This is a genomic window from Pedococcus sp. (assembly GCF_036554925.1).
In the GTDB taxonomy this organism is placed as follows: domain Bacteria; phylum Actinomycetota; class Actinomycetes; order Actinomycetales; family Dermatophilaceae; genus Pedococcus_A.
Genome location: NZ_DATBMI010000148.1, coordinates 1 through 13762, shown reverse-complemented (window position 1 = coordinate 13762; position 13762 = coordinate 1). Strand labels below are relative to the sequence as shown.

Genomic DNA, 13762 nt, shown 5'->3' with positions numbered 1-13762 from the left:
ACCCTCAGGGAAGGAGCAGCGCGGAGTCGCCGAACTCGTGCCAGAGGTAGCCCGACCCGAGTGCGGCGTCGTAGGCCCGCTGGGTCAGCTCGGGCCCCACCACCGACTCGACGAGGAGCAGGTGGGAGGCCTGCGGGTCGTGCCAGCCGGTGATGAGGCCGCCCACCACCGTCGCAGGCTCCTCCGGGGAGACCACCCGCTCCGTCCAACCAGCGGCCGGCGCCACCGTCCCGTCGGCACGCACCGCTGACTCCAGCGCGCGGGTCACCGTGGTGCCGACGGCGACGACCCGGCCCCCCTCGGCCCTGGTGGCGTTGACGAGGCGCGCGGTCGTGGCGGGCACCTCGAACCGTTCGGGCTGTGGCGACTCGCCCACCTCCTGCGACGACAGGCCGGTGTGCAGGGTGACCGTGGCGACGCCGATGCCGGCGCTGACCAGGGTGGTGAGGAGCTCGGCGGTGAACGGCCGCCCCGCGCTGGGCATCTCGGCGCTGCCCGGCCTGACGCCGAAGACCGTCTGGTAGGCCGACAGCGGGTACCTGCGGTCGAGGTAGCCGTAGGCGATGGGTCGGCCGTGGCGCAGCAGGTGCCGGGTCAGGCCGGACCCCCGCACCGCGCACCGCCACAGCCGGTTCCCCTGCCCGGTCGGCGAGGAGCCCGGCCCCGGGTAGGGCTCGAGCAGCTGGAGGCTGCAGTCGCCGGCCACCGCGAGGGACTCCCCGGCGGTCCCGTCGAGGACCGACCGCGCGGCATCCGGGGCGGTGCGCAGCTCGACCACCCACGTGCCGTCGTCGAGCCGGCCGCCCACGTGGACGACCACCGGGCCGCGCACCCCGCGGACGGCATCGACCTCGGCCGCGAGCGTCGCCGAGTTGTTGACGACGACGAGGTCGCCCGGCGAGAGCTGGGCCGGCAGGTCCCGGAAGCGGGCATGGGCCAGCCCCGCCTCCCGCGCGACCAGGAGCCGGACACCGTCTCGTGGCAGTCCCCGCTCCTCCGGGGGCTGCCGGGCGGTGAGGTCGCCCGGGCCGGCGAAGCGAGTCAGCGGGGGCGCGGGCAGGAGCGTCACGACGCGACCGCCTCGACCGTGACCGGGACCTCGGCGGCGCGGTAGCGGCCACTGGCCGGGCGGTGGGCGACGAGCGCCCGCAGGTGCGGCACGACCGTCTCGGGCGCCGGCCGGTCGCTGATGTCCTCGCCCGGGAAGGCCGCCTGGTGCATCGCCGTCCGCATGTCCCCGGGGTCGACCGCGTAGGCGGCGAGGCCCGGGTTCTCGGCCGCGAGCGTCAGGGTGAGGTGGTCCAGCGCGGCCTTGGACGCGGCATACCCACCCCACCCCTCGTAGTGCTCGACCGCGGCGTCGGAGGAGATGTCGAGGAGCACTCCGCGGCTCCGCAGGAGCATGGGCAGCAGCCGCTGGGTGAGGGCCAGCGGCGCCGCCACGTTGGTCAGCCAGATGTCGTCGAAGGCGTCCGGATGCAGGGCTGCGAGCGCCGGCAGGGGTGTGGGGCCGAGCGTGCTGGCGTTGTTGACGAGCAGGTCGAGGCGGCCCGTGTCCGCGACAGCTCGGGCCAGCTGCTCGCGGTGGGTGGGGTCCGTGACGTCGCCGGGTATGCCGCGGGCGCGGGTCTCGCGGGCGGCCGCGTCGACCCGGGCCGGGTCACGGCCGTCGATGACGACGTCCCAGCCGTCGGCGGCGAGTGCGGCCGCGAGCGCGCGGCCCAGACCGGCCGACCCCCCGGTGACAAGTGCTGTGGGCATGGTTCCTCCGTTGCATTTCTCGTGTGTGTACCGCCATCCTTGAAGTTGAAGTGAACTTGAAGTCAAGGAGCACCATGGACAGCCACGACGTGCTGACCGTCTCGGACGTGGCGCACCGGAGCGGTTTTGCCGCCTCGGCGCTGCGCTACTACGAGCGCGAGGGGCTCATCCACGCCACGCGCACGGCGGGTGGGCAGCGCCGCTACACGCGCTCGGTGCTGCGCAGGCTCGCGTTCATCCGCGCCGCCTCCAACGTCGGGCTGAGCCTGGACGAGGTGCGTGAGGAGCTGGCGCGCCTCCCGGAGAACCGCACCCCCACCAAGGCTGACTGGGCCCGCATCTCCGCCCACTGGCGTCGCCGGCTCGACGAGCAGGTGGCCGCGCTCGAGGCGCTGCGCGACCGGCTCGACTCCTGCATCGGCTGCGGGTGCCTCTCGCTGAAGCAGTGCGGCATCTCCAACCCGGCCGACAAGGCGGCGCTGTCCCCGGCGGCCCCGGGCGCGGCATACCTGCCCCCGCTGCTGCGCAAGCAGCCACGCTGACCCATCGCTGCGGCACCATGGGTCGGGTGACCCTCGAGCGCACCGTGACCGTCGCCACCTACAACATCCACAGCGGGGTGGGCGCCGACGGCCGCCTCGACCTCGAGCGGCTGGCCGGGGTGCTCGAGGAGACCGGCGCGGAGGTGGTGGCCCTGCAGGAGGTCGACCGCTGCCGGCGCGAGGAGAGCGGCTTCGCCGACCAGCCGCTGTGGCTCGCCGACCGGCTCGGCATGGAGGTCGCCTTCGGCGCCAACCTGGACCTCGGGCCGGCGGCCCCGGGCGGGCCGCCCAGGCAGTACGGCACCGCCCTGCTGAGCCGGCACCCGATCACGTCCCACGGCAACGCGCTCCTGCCCCGGTTCCCCGGCGGGGAGCAGCGTGGCCTGCTGGACGCGGTGGTCGACGTCGGCGGGCACGCCACGCGGTTCCTCGTCACCCACCTGCAGCACGACAACCCGGCGGAGCGCCTCGCCCAGGTGGAGGCGATCCTGCAGCACGCCGACGCCGGGCTGCCCACGGTCCTCCTCGGCGACCTCAACGCCCGGCCCGACTCGGCGGAGTACGCCCGGGTCACCGAGTGCTTCGACGACGTCTGGGCGGTCGCCGGCCAGGGGGCCGGCCACACCTTCGACGCGCTCGACCCGCACATGCGGATCGACTACATCCTGACCCGCGGCGGCGTCCGCCCCCTCACCGCCCGCCTGGTGCGGACAGCGGCGTCGGACCACCTCCCGGTGGTGGCCGCACTGGCCCTGTCCGGCCCGTAGCCGCCCTACGATCTGCGCACGTGACCACCTTTGCGGCGATCGCGGCCTGCACCCTGCTCGCGGCCCTCGGCATCTTCCAGCTGCTGCTCGCGGGCGGTGCCCCGCTGGGCCGCTTCGCATGGGGCGGACAGCACCCCGGCGTCCTTCCCGCCCGGCTTCGTGTCGGCAGTGCGGTCTCGGCACTCGTCTACGCCGCGATGGCCGCCGTGCTCCTCGACCGCGCCGGACTCATGGACACAGGGCTGTCCGACCGCGCGATCACCGTGGCGACCTGGGTCCTGGTGGGGTACTTCGTGCTGGGCACAGCCATGAACCTCGCGTCGCGCAGCCGGGACGAGCGGCGCGTGATGGCGCCGACGGCGGGGGCATTGGCCGCCCTCTCGCTGGTGGTCGGCCTCGGCTGAGTAGCGTGGCCGCCATGGGGTGGACACGGACGTCACGGGCGGTGCTGGCAGCGGACAGGGAGACGGTCTGGGGGGTCCTGGCTGACCTGACCCGGTGGCCCGAGTGGAACCCGGCCCTGGGCGAGGTGACCCTCGACGGCCCGGTCGCGAAGGGCCGGACCGGCTTCCTGGTGCCGCGCACCCGCGTCATCGGGGAGGTGCACCGGCGCACCGCGCCCCCCTTCACCGTGGCCGAGTCGGTGCCGGGCGCCCGCCTCACGGTCGAGCAGCGGCAGCCGGGCGGTGCCCTGCGGGTGTCCTGGCTCCTCTCCGACGCCGAGGACGAGCCGGGCGGGACGCTGCTCCAGCAGCGCGTCGAGGTCGTCGGCGCCCTCTCCCCGGGTTTCGCCGTCACCGCCGGCCGCCCACTGGCCCGCGGATTCGCCGAGAACGCCGCCCGCCTGCACCGGCTCGTCACCGGCGGCACGCCGCGCGCGGGGGCGCTCCGGGTCGTCATCGCCGGCGGCACCGGCACCCTCGGCCGGCGCCTTGCCTCGGACCTGCAGTGCCGCGGCCACGACGTGGTGCTGCTGACCCGCCGGGCGCGGCCCGACCTGCCCTTCCGGCAGCGCGAGTGGGACGGCCGCACCGTCGGCACATGGGCCGACGAGCTGACCGGCCCCGGCCCGCTCGCCGTGGTGAACCTGGCAGGCAAGCTGGTCGACTGCCGGCCCACCCCTGCCAACATCGCCGCGCTGCGCTCCAGCCGGGTCGACTCGACCCGCGCGCTGGTGACCGCGAGCGCGGGCCGCGACCTCCCTGTCGACCACTGGGTGCAGGCCAGCACCACGGCGATCTACAGCGACGCCGGCGAGATCCGCTGCGACGAGGGGACCCCCGTCCCCGTGGGCCTGCCGCAGATGACGGGCGTGGCCCGGCCGTGGGAGGAGGCGTTCGAGGGAGCGCACACCGCCCACGGCGTCATCCTGCGCACCTCCCTCGTCCTCGACCGCGACGCCCCGGTCCTCGACCGGCTGCTCCTCCTGACCAGGGCCGGCCTGGGCGGCCGCATCGGCGACGGACGGCAGTGGGTCAGCTGGATCCACGTCGACGACTGGCTGTCCATCGTCCGCGCCGCCCTCGGGCTCGTGCCCGGCCTGGAGGTCCCCCCGGGCGTCGTGATCGCGGCCTCGGACCACCCGGTCCGCAATGACGAGCTCATGTCCACGCTGCGCCGTCGAGTCGGCCGGCCGTGGGCCCCGCCGACGCCCGAGCCGCTGCTGAGACTCGGGGGTGTGGCCCTGCGCACCGACCCCGCCCTCGGGCTGACCGGCCGGCACGCCACGTCGTCGGTGCTCCGGGGCCTGGGGTTCCGCCACCGGTTCCCGCGACTCGACGACGCCCTCGCCGACCTCCTCGGCTGAGCCGGGCAGCGATGAGCCTCGACGGCACGGTGGCACCCGGGTTCGAGCCGGTGCGCGAGGCGTTCGCCGAGGTGGTGCTCGCCCAGCCCGGCACCGGCGCGGCGATGGCCGCCTGGCACGACGGGCGCTGGGTCGCCGACCTGTGGGGTGGCGTCGCCGACGGTGCCGGCACCCGCCCGTGGCAGCGCGACAGCATCGTCATGCCGTATTCCGTCACCAAGCCCTTCGCCGCGCTGACCGCGCTGGTCCTGGTCGACCGCGGCGTGCTCGACCTCGACACGCCGGTGCAGCGCTGGTGGCCCGAGCTGCGCGCCCCAGCCACCGTCCGCCAGGTGCTCTCGCACCAGGTAGGCCTCGTCGAGCTCGCCGACCGCGCCCCCACGTCGCTCTTCTACGACTGGGACGCCCTCTGCGACCGGCTCGCCGGCGAGGAGCCGCTCTGGGAGTCCGGGACCGCCATCGGCGAGAGCGCCCTGTTCTACGGCCACCTCGTGGGCGAGGTCGTCCGCCGCGCGGACGGCCGCACGCCGGGGGCCTTCCTGCGCGAGGAGGTCTGCGGGCCCTCCGGCCTCGACTTCGCGATCGGCCTCGACGACCGCGGGCTCGCCCGCACGGTCGACCTCACCGGGTTGGAGGCGCCGGAGTGGGCCGCCGACGCCCCGGACCGCCCGGAGCCGCTGCGCCGGGCACTGTTCAACCCGCCGGGCGCCCTCGACGGCGCGGTGGTCAACTCCCTCCCGTTCCGCCGTGCGGAGGTGCCCGCCATCAACGGTCACGGCACCGCCCGCGGCGTGGCCGGGCTGTATGCCGCGCTGCTGGAAGGGCGGCTCGTGTCGCCCGCGCTGCGCGACGAGGCGGCCAGCGCACAGTCATCAGGGGTCGACCGCGTCATGGGCGGGGAGGAGCGCTCCTGGGGCCTGGGCTTCGCGGTCGAGGACGACGGGTTCGGCATGGGTGGCGTCGGCGGCAGCCTCGGGTGGGCCTGCACCACCGGCCGGTACGCCTTCGCCTTCCTCACCGGCTCGATGGGCGGCCATGACCGCAGCGACGCGGTCGAGAACGCCCTGCGCGGAGTGGTCGGCCTCCCGCCGCTGTGACAGCGGGGACGGGCGCCCGGCGGCAACAGGGGCCAGCACTGTCCTGGCAGGCAGACGCGAAGAGCCGGGCACGGTGTGCCTGGCTCTTCGCCCGCCCCCGCGGCCTACGGGTCGACTGCCTGCGACGCGACCTGCGACGGCTCGGCCACGCGCGGCTCGGCCGGTTGACCCCAGGCGACCTGCGGTGTCTCGTCGGGGCGCCCCACGAGGTCGGCGGTCATCTCGATGCACTCCTCCAGCATGTCGACGAGCCGGTCGTACGGGTTGTCCACGCACGCCTCGGCGACCCCCTCGACGGACAGGGCCACGAGGTGGGGGGCCGTCTGTCGGCGGAACGCCCGCGCGGTGAGCGGCAGGTCGGCCCGGAACTCCCGGGCCCAGCGCTCGGACGCCGGCACCTCGTCGAGTGCCTCGCGCGAGGCAGCGGTCAGGCTGTCGCGTGGCCGACCGTCGAGCTCGGCCAGGACCCGCTCGCACGAGAGGATCCCGAGGGCGAGAACGTTCTGGCGCGTGTGCGATGCGATCGGCAGTGCGGTGCGGGCGCAGTGCAGCGCCAGCATCGCCTCGATCCTCGGGTCCTCGCCGGTCAGCCCGATGACGGACGGGATCATCGGCGCGAGCCGGGCCCGCACCGAGTCGGGGACGGTGTCGTTGACCTGGCGCGCCAGACCCGCGAGCAGGGGGTGCGTGCACTTCGGGTGGTCGCTCCACCTCTCGCCCGCGAGGAAGGACGCCATCTCCATGAAGCAGGCGCCCTTGCGGGGTGAGCGATGTCGGCCGGTCGAGAGCACGGGGACGATGTCCGGGGAAAGGATGGCGCGTCGCGACATGGTGACTCCCACGGGTCGGTGGTGGCTGAGTGGACCCGCATTCAGTCTGCGCCTGCTGCCGCCGTCACGCCACCGTTCCGCCGAGATCGGCTCCGGGCAATCGGCGGATGGTCACCCGGCAGGGGCGGCGCGGCGCGGCGCGGGCTGCGTCACCGGCCGCCCTCCGGGCTCCCCGGTGTCCGGTCCCTCCGAGGCAGTCCCTCGATGCGCGGCGGGCCCAGCAGCAGCGAGGCCGCCGGGCTGCGTGGTGCCCGGACCGGCGCGCCGCCCTCGAAGTGGATCTCACCTCCTGCCCACGCCGGGTCTCCCGGGACGGGGCCGAGCTGGTCGGACGGGCCGGTGCCCGCGGGCCGTGCCAGGGCGCGCGCGATCGCGTCGTCGAGGCCCACCAGGTCGTATGCCGCCGGCAGCAGGTCCGTCCGGAAGTCCTCCTCCGCGCAGACCATGTCGTGGTGGAGGCTCTCGACGAGCGCCTCGACCGTGGAGGACGGCACGTCGGTGAGCTGGCCCGCCAGCCATCCGACGAGGGCGGTGGGCGCGAACGGCAGAGTCACCTCGGGCCGGGCGAGCCCGGCGACGGCGGCGTAGCGGTCCAGCAGCTCGCGGTACGAGAGGCGCTCCGGACCACCGATGTCGTAGGACCGGGTCAGGGGCTCGACGTCGAGGCAGCGGACCAGCACCTCCAGCGCATCGGTGATTGCCATGGGCTGGACGTCCGAGCGCATCCACGCGGGAACCGTCCGCAGCGGGAGGCGCTCGGAGATCTGGCGGACGATCTCGAAGGAGGTCGAGCCGCTGCCGAGCAGGATGGCGGCCCGCAGGGTGGTGGTGGGCACGCCGGAGGCCGCCAGGATCTGCTCGACCTCGTGTCGCGAGCGCAGGTGGGGCGAGAGTCGTTCGAGGGGCCCCGGCGGGACGAGCCCGGAGAGGTAGACGATCCGGCGGACGTCGTGCTCGATCGCCGCGTGGGCCACGTGGTGGGCGGACTGGCGGTCCTCGGTGACGAAGTCGGGCCCACCCATGCCGTGGATCAGGTAGAAAACCGCCTCGGACCCCTCGACCGCCGCGGTCACCTGGTCGGGGTCCCGGACGTCCATCCCCACCACCGTGACCCGCTCGCGCCACGGGAAGCGCGCGGCCGAGCCCGGGGTGGAGAAGGCCGCCACCACGTCGTGCCCGCGGTCGAGCAGGACCGGCACGAGTCGGCGACCGACGTAACCACTGGCGCCGGTGACGAGCACGCGCATGCCTGACCCCCGGGTTCGTGACGACGTGGTGTCCGGGCCTCGCCGGCGGCCGCCCTGGTGGGACGGCCCGCGGTGCCGCTGCCCTCGATGCAACCAGAGGCCTGCCACACCGGCAACGAGAGTGCGACACTCAGCCCATGCTGCGGCTCGATGACGAGTGGGTCTGGGACGCCTGGGTCGCCGACGACGGCGAGCGCTACCACCTCTTCTTCCTCAAGGCCGAGCGCGCACTCGGGGACCCTGCACTGCGCCACACTCGTGCCACCGTCGGGCACGCGGTCTCCGAGGACCTCGTGCACTGGGAGAACCTCGGCCAGGCCCTCGGCCCCCGGGAGTCCGGCTTCGACGACCTCGCGGTCTGGACCGGCTCGGTGGTCCACGACGGCGAGCAGTGGCGGATGTTCTACACCGCCATCTCGAGTTCCGGCCACCACGTCTTCGACCAGCGGATCGGGTCGGTGGTCTCGCACGACCTGCACCACTGGCGGCGCCACTCGGACACGCCGGTGCTCCCTGTCGACCGCCGCTGGTACAAGACCCTGGACCTCGCCCCGCCGGACACCACGGGGCCGGACCTCGAGGGCAGCAGCGAGACCTGGCGTGACCCGCTCGTGCTGCGCGACCCCTCCGGCGACGGCTGGCACATGCTCCTCACGGCTCGGGCGGTCGGCGCCGCCCGGAACGACGACGGCGTCGTCGCTCACGCCCGCTCTCGGGACCTCACCACCTGGGAGGTCGGCCCGCCGCTGTGCAGCCCGGGCATCAGCGGGGCGCGGCCGTTCACCGCCGAGCCCGACCTCTTCGCCGCCCCACTGGTGCAGGGGCGCGACGGCGGCTGGGTGATCCTGGGGTTCCGCAACCTGGAGCCGCGCGGTCTCGACGGCTTCGACATCTGTGACCCGATACCGGTGGGCCTCGACGCCGAGGGGTACCTCGTCGCCCGGTGAGGGGCGGCGAGGAGCCATGAGCGCGGGGCGGGGAGCTCAGAGCCCAGCCGGGCCGACGTCGCCGCGCACGGTCGTGCGGGTCTACCTCGTGCTGCTCTTCGGCAACACCCTCGCCGCGTCGCTCATCTGGGGGATCAACACCATCTTCCTGCTCGACGCCGGGCTGTCGAACTTCGAGGCGTTCGCGGCCAACGCGTTCTTCACCGCGGGGATGGTGATCTTCGAGGTCCCCACCGGGGTGGTCGCAGACACCGCGGGCCGCCGCCGCTCCTACCTGCTCGGCACCGTCACCCTCAGTGTCTCGACACTGCTCTACGTGTTGCTCTGGCAGGTGGAGGCCGCCTTCTGGTTGTGGGCGATCGCGTCGGTGCTCATCGGGCTCGGCTTCACCTTCTTCTCCGGTGCGGTGGAGGCCTGGCTCGTCGACGCGCTGACCGCCACCGGGTTCACCGGCGAGCTCGATGCCGTCTTCGGTCGTGGACAGGTGGTCACCGGCATCGCCATGCTCGGTGGCTCGGCGGCCGGCGGCTTCATCGCGGCGCGGACCAGCCTCGGCGTCCCGTTCGTGGTGCGGGGCGCGATCCTCCTCGTGCTCTTCGTGCTTGCCCACCGCCTGATGCACGACATCGGCTTCACCCCTGAGCGGCGCGGGAGCGTGATGGGGCAGGTGCGCTCCATCGTCGCGGCCTCTGCCGAGTACGGCTGGGGGGTCCCCCCGGTGCGCTACCTCATGGTGCAGGCACTGTTCACCGGAGGAGTGGGCATCTACGCGTTCTACGCGCTCCAGCCCTACCTGCTACAGCTCTACGGCGACCCGGAGGCCTACCAGGTGGCCGGTCTCGTGGCAGCGATCGTCGCGGGTGCGCAGATCCTCGGGGGCCTGACCGCCCCGCTGGTACGGCGCCTCTTCCACCGCCGCACCTCTGCCCTGCTCATGACGGGCGCACTCGAGGTGGTGTGCCTCACGCTCATCGCCGTGGTCGGCAACTTCTGGGCCGTGCTCGGGCTGATCGTCGTGTGGGGCCTGTTGTTCGCGGCGGCGACCCCGATCCGCCAGAGCTACCTCAACGGACTGATCCCCTCACGGCAGCGGGCGACCGTGCTGTCCTTCGACTCGATGATGGCCTCGCTCGGCGGCGTGGGGGCCCAGCCCGCCCTGGGCCGGGTGGCCGACGTGTCCGGCTACGGACCGTCGTATGCCGCCGGTGCCGGCCTCGTGGCGTGCTCGCTGCCGTTCCTGTGGCTGGCGCGGCGCCAGAGGGCGGCCAGCGACGTCGCCTCCGCGCCCGCTCCGACCGCTCCGGCGTAGCGGCGCCGAGGCGGCGCCCCTCCACCTGACGGAGCCACGCTCTCCGTCATTGGGCGGAGGCGACCCGGCCACGTGCACCACACCATGAGTGCGACGGCGCCGCGGGGCGCCGCACCGGCGCGGTGGTCGCGGGGCTGGGGAGCCGCCGCGGGGCAGGGGGACGCAGTGAGACTCGTGGAGCGCATGTTCGACAACGCCTGGTTCGTCGCCAGTCGGGACTCCTCCTCGCACCATGCGCTGCAGGAGGAGCTCGCGAGGGCCCTCCAGGCGCACCGCGACGCGTCACGAGACCTCGAGCGGGCCAGGGCGGTGTCGCCGGCCGCGGTGGCCGTCGCCCTGTCGAGCCTGAACTCGACCCAGGCCGCGCTCGGGCGGGCGGAGGCCAGGGCGGCCGCGGCCACGCGGTGCACCCATGTCGTCGAGGGTCACGCGTTCCAGGTGCGTGACCAGACCGGGGTGACCGGCTCTCCCGAGAGGGAGGTCAGGTCCTGCACACTCGACCGGGTGGCGGTGCTCGTGCCTCCCGGGGAGTTCACGCCGGTCTGGACCGCCCGGCTGACGGATCCCGCACGACGCCACCTCGGGGTGACGACGGTGAACCTCTCGCCGAACGAGGTCGAGGCCTTCGCGCAGGTCTGCCTCTGGGTCATGACCGGCGACCTCGCGCGCGCCCTCCGTACGCCCACCTACCTGCGCTGAGCACACGGCATACGCACCTCACCCGCTCCGCGCCCGGAGCGGTGCCCGGCGCCGCCTCGACAGCGCAGGGTCTAGAGGAAGTCGGCCGGGTCGAACTCGTCGATCGGGATGATGCGAACCCGCGGGAGGTGGGTCCGGAAGGCCTTGACGTCGTACTCGAGGTCGTAGAACTCGACCCCGCGCTCCTCGAGGCGCAACAACCCGGCGTTGCAGAACTCCTCGAACGCGACCACGCCGAGCCTGCGGCCGTCGATGAGCGTCTCGAGCTGGGGCAGGAAGTCGCCGTCGTGGCTGACCAGCATGACGTCGCCCGTACGGCGCCGCAGCTCCGTCAGGGTCTTCTGGATCGCGAGGTCGACGACCTTCTCGTGCGGCCCACCCGAGAGAGGGATCGGCTGGTAGCCCAGGGCCAGGAGGGCCTGGATGAACGGCATCGGCAGCTCGCCGCTGCTGGCCGCCAGGAAGAACAGGCCCCGTGACGGCTGGCCCCACTCCTCCTCGGCGAACTGCAGCAGCCGGTCCCAGCGCGGCCGCTCCTCGGGTTGTGGCCGGCGGGAGAGGATGGACGTGCCGAGCGTCGCGTCGACGTTCTCACCATCGACCAGCACATACGTCGTCCGCGGCTCGCCCTCGCTCATGACCGAACCCTACGGGGTCGTCACCGCGGAGGCGTTCGGCGAACTGCACCCGAAGGTCGTACCCGCGCTGCTACCGGGTCGGCGGTCAGCCGGACACGAAGAGACGCAGGGGCCCGGACAGGCCCGCTGAATGACGGAAGGACCCCGACGACACGTGTCGGGGTCCTTCTCGTTCAGTGCGCAAGGGGGGATTTGAACCCCCACGCCCATAAGGACACTGCCACCTGAAGACAGCGCGTCTGCCGTTCCGCCACTTGCGCGTGGACACCACATTGTGGGGTAAGCCCCCCGAGAACGCCAAACCGGGACCACCCACCCGTGGAAGCCCACGGCCGGGCGGCGCCGCAACACCCAGACTGGGCCGTTACCATCGGTCAGTCCACCAAGGAGAGGGAGGCCGGGCAGTGGGACTGTTCGACCGGGTCGAGCAACGCCTCGAGCGTGCCGTCAACGGTGCCTTCGCGCGCGCCTTCAAGTCGGAGGTGCAGCCCGTCGAGATCGCCAGCGCGATCCGCCGCGCCATGGACGACCGCGCTGCCATCCTGGGGCACGGCCGCACCATGGTCCCCAACCTGTACACCGTCGAGCTCAGCGAGACCGACTTCGAGCGCCTCTCCGCGTACGACGTGGAGCTCGAGCGGGAGCTCGTCGCCGCAGCCCAGGAGCACGCCGACTCCCAGCGCTACCAGCCCGGCGGCCCCATCCAGGTCGGCTTCTCAGCAGCCGAGGACCTCGAGACCGGGGTGTTCCGGCTCCGCACCTCCACGGCCCGTCGCCCGGGCGGATCCGCCGGCAGCCCCCCGCCCGCTGCACCGCCGGCGCCTCCGGCCCAGCCGGCCCCGAGGCACACCCCCGTCGACGACGACGGGCTCGAGGCGACCGCGCACCACGTGCCGGTGCCCCCGCCGGCACCGCCGCGCCGGGTCAACCCGGCCGACCGGCCCTGGCTCGACGTCGACGGCGAGCGCTACCCGCTCATGGGCGCCATGACGGTGCTCGGCCGCGACGACTCGGCCGACATCATCCTCGACGACCCGGGAATCTCCCGGCGGCACAGCGAGATCCGCGTGACGACGGACGGCCCCCACCTCGTCGCCAGCATCCGCGACCTCAACTCCACCAACGGCACCTTCGTCAACAGCGAACGCATCAGCAGCCAGCGCCTGGCGGACGGCGACCGGATCACCGTCGGGCGGACCACCGTCACCTACCGCGCCGGTCGGCGGTGACTGCCCCGCATGAGTGAACTCACCCTCACGATCATCCGTCTCGGACTGCTCGTGCTCCTCTGGGTCTTTGTCTTCAGCATCGTGGGCGTCCTCCGCGGCGACCTCTACGGCACCCGGATCGTCAGCCGGAGCCCGCGCCGCAGGGCCGAGCGCACCCCCGCCCAGCCGCCGCGCTCGAAGCGGCCGGCCGAGCCCAAGCGACCGCGCCGCAACAGCCGCGCGCCCCGGTCGCTGACCGTCACGGAGGGGCCGCTCAGCGGCACGAGCCTGCCGTTGCGCGAGTCCGGCACCCTCATCGGCCGCAACCCCGAGTGCGCCCTGGTGCTCGACGACGACTTCGCCTCCGGCCGCCACGCGCGCATCTTCGAGCGCGACGGCACGTGGTACGTCGAGGACCTCGGCTCCACCAACGGGACCTTCCTCGGCTCGCAGCGCCTCACCGCCCCCGTCGCGGTCGAGTCCGGGACCGCGCTGCGCATCGGCAAGACCGTCATCGAGCTGAAGAACTGACGCCAGCACCCATGAAGATCGCGCTCGACTACGCTGCCCGCTCCGACGTGGGCCTGGTCCGCTCCGAGAACCAGGACTCCGGGTATGCCGGCCCGCACCTCCTCGTCGTCGCCGACGGCATGGGGGGCCATGCCGGTGGTGACATCGCCAGCTCCATCGCCATCGGCACGATGGTCGCACTCGACGGCGAGAGCCACGGCGGCGACGACGCCACCGAGCACCTGAGCCGGAGCATCGCCGCGGCGAACGGCGAGATCCAGTCGCAGGTCGAGCACAGTCCGGAGCTCCAGGGCATGGGCACGACGGTCACCGCCCTCCTGCGCGCCGGCAACAAGGTGGCGCTGGCGCACATCGGCGACTCCCGCGCCTACCTGCTGCG

General features: G+C 73.7%; 16 protein-coding genes and 1 tRNA gene. 11 read left to right on the top strand and 6 right to left on the bottom strand.

What is annotated here, in order from left to right; all coding sequences use genetic code 11:
- Positions 1-4: 4 nt before the first annotated feature.
- Both VIB11_RS12050 and VIB11_RS12045 read right to left on the bottom strand, forming a co-directional pair.
- Positions 5-1069 (bottom strand): S-adenosylmethionine:tRNA ribosyltransferase-isomerase, encoded by a 1065-nt coding sequence (locus VIB11_RS12050; protein ID WP_332031470.1) that lies wholly within the window; start codon positions 1067-1069, stop codon positions 5-7.
- Positions 1066-1761, bottom strand: coding sequence for an SDR family NAD(P)-dependent oxidoreductase (locus VIB11_RS12045; protein WP_332031469.1), 696 nt, complete (start codon positions 1759-1761; stop codon positions 1066-1068). Before VIB11_RS12045 ends, VIB11_RS12050 begins: the two co-directional genes overlap by 4 nt.
- Before the next feature lie 74 nt (positions 1762-1835).
- Here VIB11_RS12045 and soxR point away from each other — a divergent pair, with 74 nt between their 5' ends.
- From soxR to VIB11_RS12020, 5 genes are read left to right on the top strand one after another with little or no spacing between them, the layout of a single operon-like run.
- Positions 1836-2303, top strand: coding sequence for a redox-sensitive transcriptional activator SoxR (gene soxR, locus VIB11_RS12040; RefSeq protein ID WP_332031468.1), 468 nt, complete (start codon positions 1836-1838; stop codon positions 2301-2303).
- 26 nt (positions 2304-2329) lie between these two features.
- Entirely contained in the window at positions 2330-3070 is a 741-nt protein-coding gene (locus tag VIB11_RS12035) for an endonuclease/exonuclease/phosphatase family protein (protein ID WP_332031467.1), read from the top strand.
- Positions 3071-3090: 20 nt separating this feature from the next.
- Positions 3091-3474 carry a hypothetical protein gene (locus VIB11_RS12030; RefSeq protein WP_332031466.1) on the top strand — a complete coding sequence of 128 codons (384 nt, stop codon included), beginning with the start codon at positions 3091-3093 and terminating at the stop codon, positions 3472-3474.
- A 14-nt stretch (positions 3475-3488) separates the two neighbouring features.
- Positions 3489-4877 (top strand): DUF1731 domain-containing protein, encoded by a 1389-nt coding sequence (locus tag VIB11_RS12025; RefSeq protein ID WP_332031465.1) that lies wholly within the window; start codon positions 3489-3491, stop codon positions 4875-4877.
- Between the two features lie 11 nt (positions 4878-4888).
- Positions 4889-5974 (top strand): serine hydrolase domain-containing protein, encoded by a 1086-nt coding sequence (locus tag VIB11_RS12020; RefSeq protein ID WP_332031464.1) that lies wholly within the window; start codon positions 4889-4891, stop codon positions 5972-5974.
- A gap of 104 nt (positions 5975-6078) precedes the next feature.
- Here the strand turns inward: VIB11_RS12020 and VIB11_RS12015 are convergent, their stop codons facing one another.
- Together VIB11_RS12015 and VIB11_RS12010 are read right to left on the bottom strand one after the other, a co-directional pair.
- Positions 6079-6804 (bottom strand): hypothetical protein, encoded by a 726-nt coding sequence (locus VIB11_RS12015; RefSeq protein WP_332031463.1) that lies wholly within the window; start codon positions 6802-6804, stop codon positions 6079-6081.
- 149 nt (positions 6805-6953) lie between these two features.
- Positions 6954-8051 (bottom strand): NAD(P)H-binding protein, encoded by a 1098-nt coding sequence (locus VIB11_RS12010; RefSeq protein ID WP_332031462.1) that lies wholly within the window; start codon positions 8049-8051, stop codon positions 6954-6956.
- Positions 8052-8188: 137 nt separating this feature from the next.
- Here VIB11_RS12010 and VIB11_RS12005 point away from each other — a divergent pair, with 137 nt between their 5' ends.
- The 3 genes from VIB11_RS12005 (at position 8189) to VIB11_RS11995 (ending at position 11006) form a co-directional block, all read left to right on the top strand.
- Positions 8189-8998, top strand: coding sequence for a glycosyl hydrolase (locus tag VIB11_RS12005; protein ID WP_332031461.1), 810 nt, complete (start codon positions 8189-8191; stop codon positions 8996-8998).
- Between the two features lie 16 nt (positions 8999-9014).
- A complete protein-coding gene (locus VIB11_RS12000) occupies positions 9015-10307 on the top strand; it encodes an MFS transporter (protein ID WP_332031460.1) in 1293 nt (430 codons plus the stop codon).
- Between the two features lie 165 nt (positions 10308-10472).
- Positions 10473-11006: a hypothetical protein gene (locus VIB11_RS11995; protein ID WP_332031459.1), complete on the top strand. Its 534-nt coding sequence runs from the start codon at positions 10473-10475 to the stop codon at positions 11004-11006.
- Between the two features lie 71 nt (positions 11007-11077).
- Here the strand turns inward: VIB11_RS11995 and VIB11_RS11990 are convergent, their stop codons facing one another.
- Together VIB11_RS11990 and VIB11_RS11985 are read right to left on the bottom strand one after the other, a co-directional pair.
- Positions 11078-11644: an NYN domain-containing protein gene (locus VIB11_RS11990; RefSeq protein WP_332031458.1), complete on the bottom strand. Its 567-nt coding sequence runs from the start codon at positions 11642-11644 to the stop codon at positions 11078-11080.
- A gap of 177 nt (positions 11645-11821) precedes the next feature.
- A tRNA-Leu gene (locus VIB11_RS11985) sits at positions 11822-11904 on the bottom strand.
- Positions 11905-12048: 144 nt separating this feature from the next.
- On the opposite strand from VIB11_RS11985, the gene VIB11_RS11980 reads away from it, so the two are divergent.
- The 3 genes from VIB11_RS11980 to VIB11_RS11970 all read left to right on the top strand — a co-directional run.
- A complete protein-coding gene (locus VIB11_RS11980) occupies positions 12049-12873 on the top strand; it encodes a DUF3662 and FHA domain-containing protein (RefSeq protein WP_332031457.1) in 825 nt (274 codons plus the stop codon).
- A gap of 9 nt (positions 12874-12882) precedes the next feature.
- The gene (locus VIB11_RS11975) at positions 12883-13383 is read left to right on the top strand and encodes an FHA domain-containing protein FhaB/FipA (protein WP_332031456.1); all 501 of its coding nucleotides are present in this window, start codon (positions 12883-12885) and stop codon (positions 13381-13383) included.
- A gap of 11 nt (positions 13384-13394) precedes the next feature.
- Positions 13395-13762: PP2C family protein-serine/threonine phosphatase (locus tag VIB11_RS11970; protein WP_332031455.1), on the top strand; the 368-nt coding region annotated here is incomplete at its 3' end.

Bases quoted from the DNA above. Each gene is read 5' to 3' on its own strand.
- VIB11_RS12045 (WP_332031469.1), bottom strand. From the start codon at position 1,761: ATGCCCACAGCACTTGTCACCGGGGGGTCGGCCGGTCTGGGCCGCGCG.
- soxR (WP_332031468.1), top strand. From the start codon at position 1,836: ATGGACAGCCACGACGTGCTGACCGTCTCGGACGTGGCGCACCGGAGC.
- VIB11_RS12025 (WP_332031465.1), top strand. From the start codon at position 3,489: ATGGGGTGGACACGGACGTCACGGGCGGTGCTGGCAGCGGACAGGGAG.
- VIB11_RS12020 (WP_332031464.1), top strand. From the start codon at position 4,889: ATGAGCCTCGACGGCACGGTGGCACCCGGGTTCGAGCCGGTGCGCGAG.
- VIB11_RS12015 (WP_332031463.1), bottom strand. From the start codon at position 6,804: ATGTCGCGACGCGCCATCCTTTCCCCGGACATCGTCCCCGTGCTCTCG.
- VIB11_RS12010 (WP_332031462.1), bottom strand. From the start codon at position 8,051: ATGCGCGTGCTCGTCACCGGCGCCAGTGGTTACGTCGGTCGCCGACTC.
- VIB11_RS12005 (WP_332031461.1), top strand. From the start codon at position 8,189: ATGCTGCGGCTCGATGACGAGTGGGTCTGGGACGCCTGGGTCGCCGAC.
- VIB11_RS12000 (WP_332031460.1), top strand. From the start codon at position 9,015: ATGAGCGCGGGGCGGGGAGCTCAGAGCCCAGCCGGGCCGACGTCGCCG.
- VIB11_RS11990 (WP_332031458.1), bottom strand. From the start codon at position 11,644: ATGAGCGAGGGCGAGCCGCGGACGACGTATGTGCTGGTCGATGGTGAG.
- VIB11_RS11975 (WP_332031456.1), top strand. From the start codon at position 12,883: ATGAGTGAACTCACCCTCACGATCATCCGTCTCGGACTGCTCGTGCTC.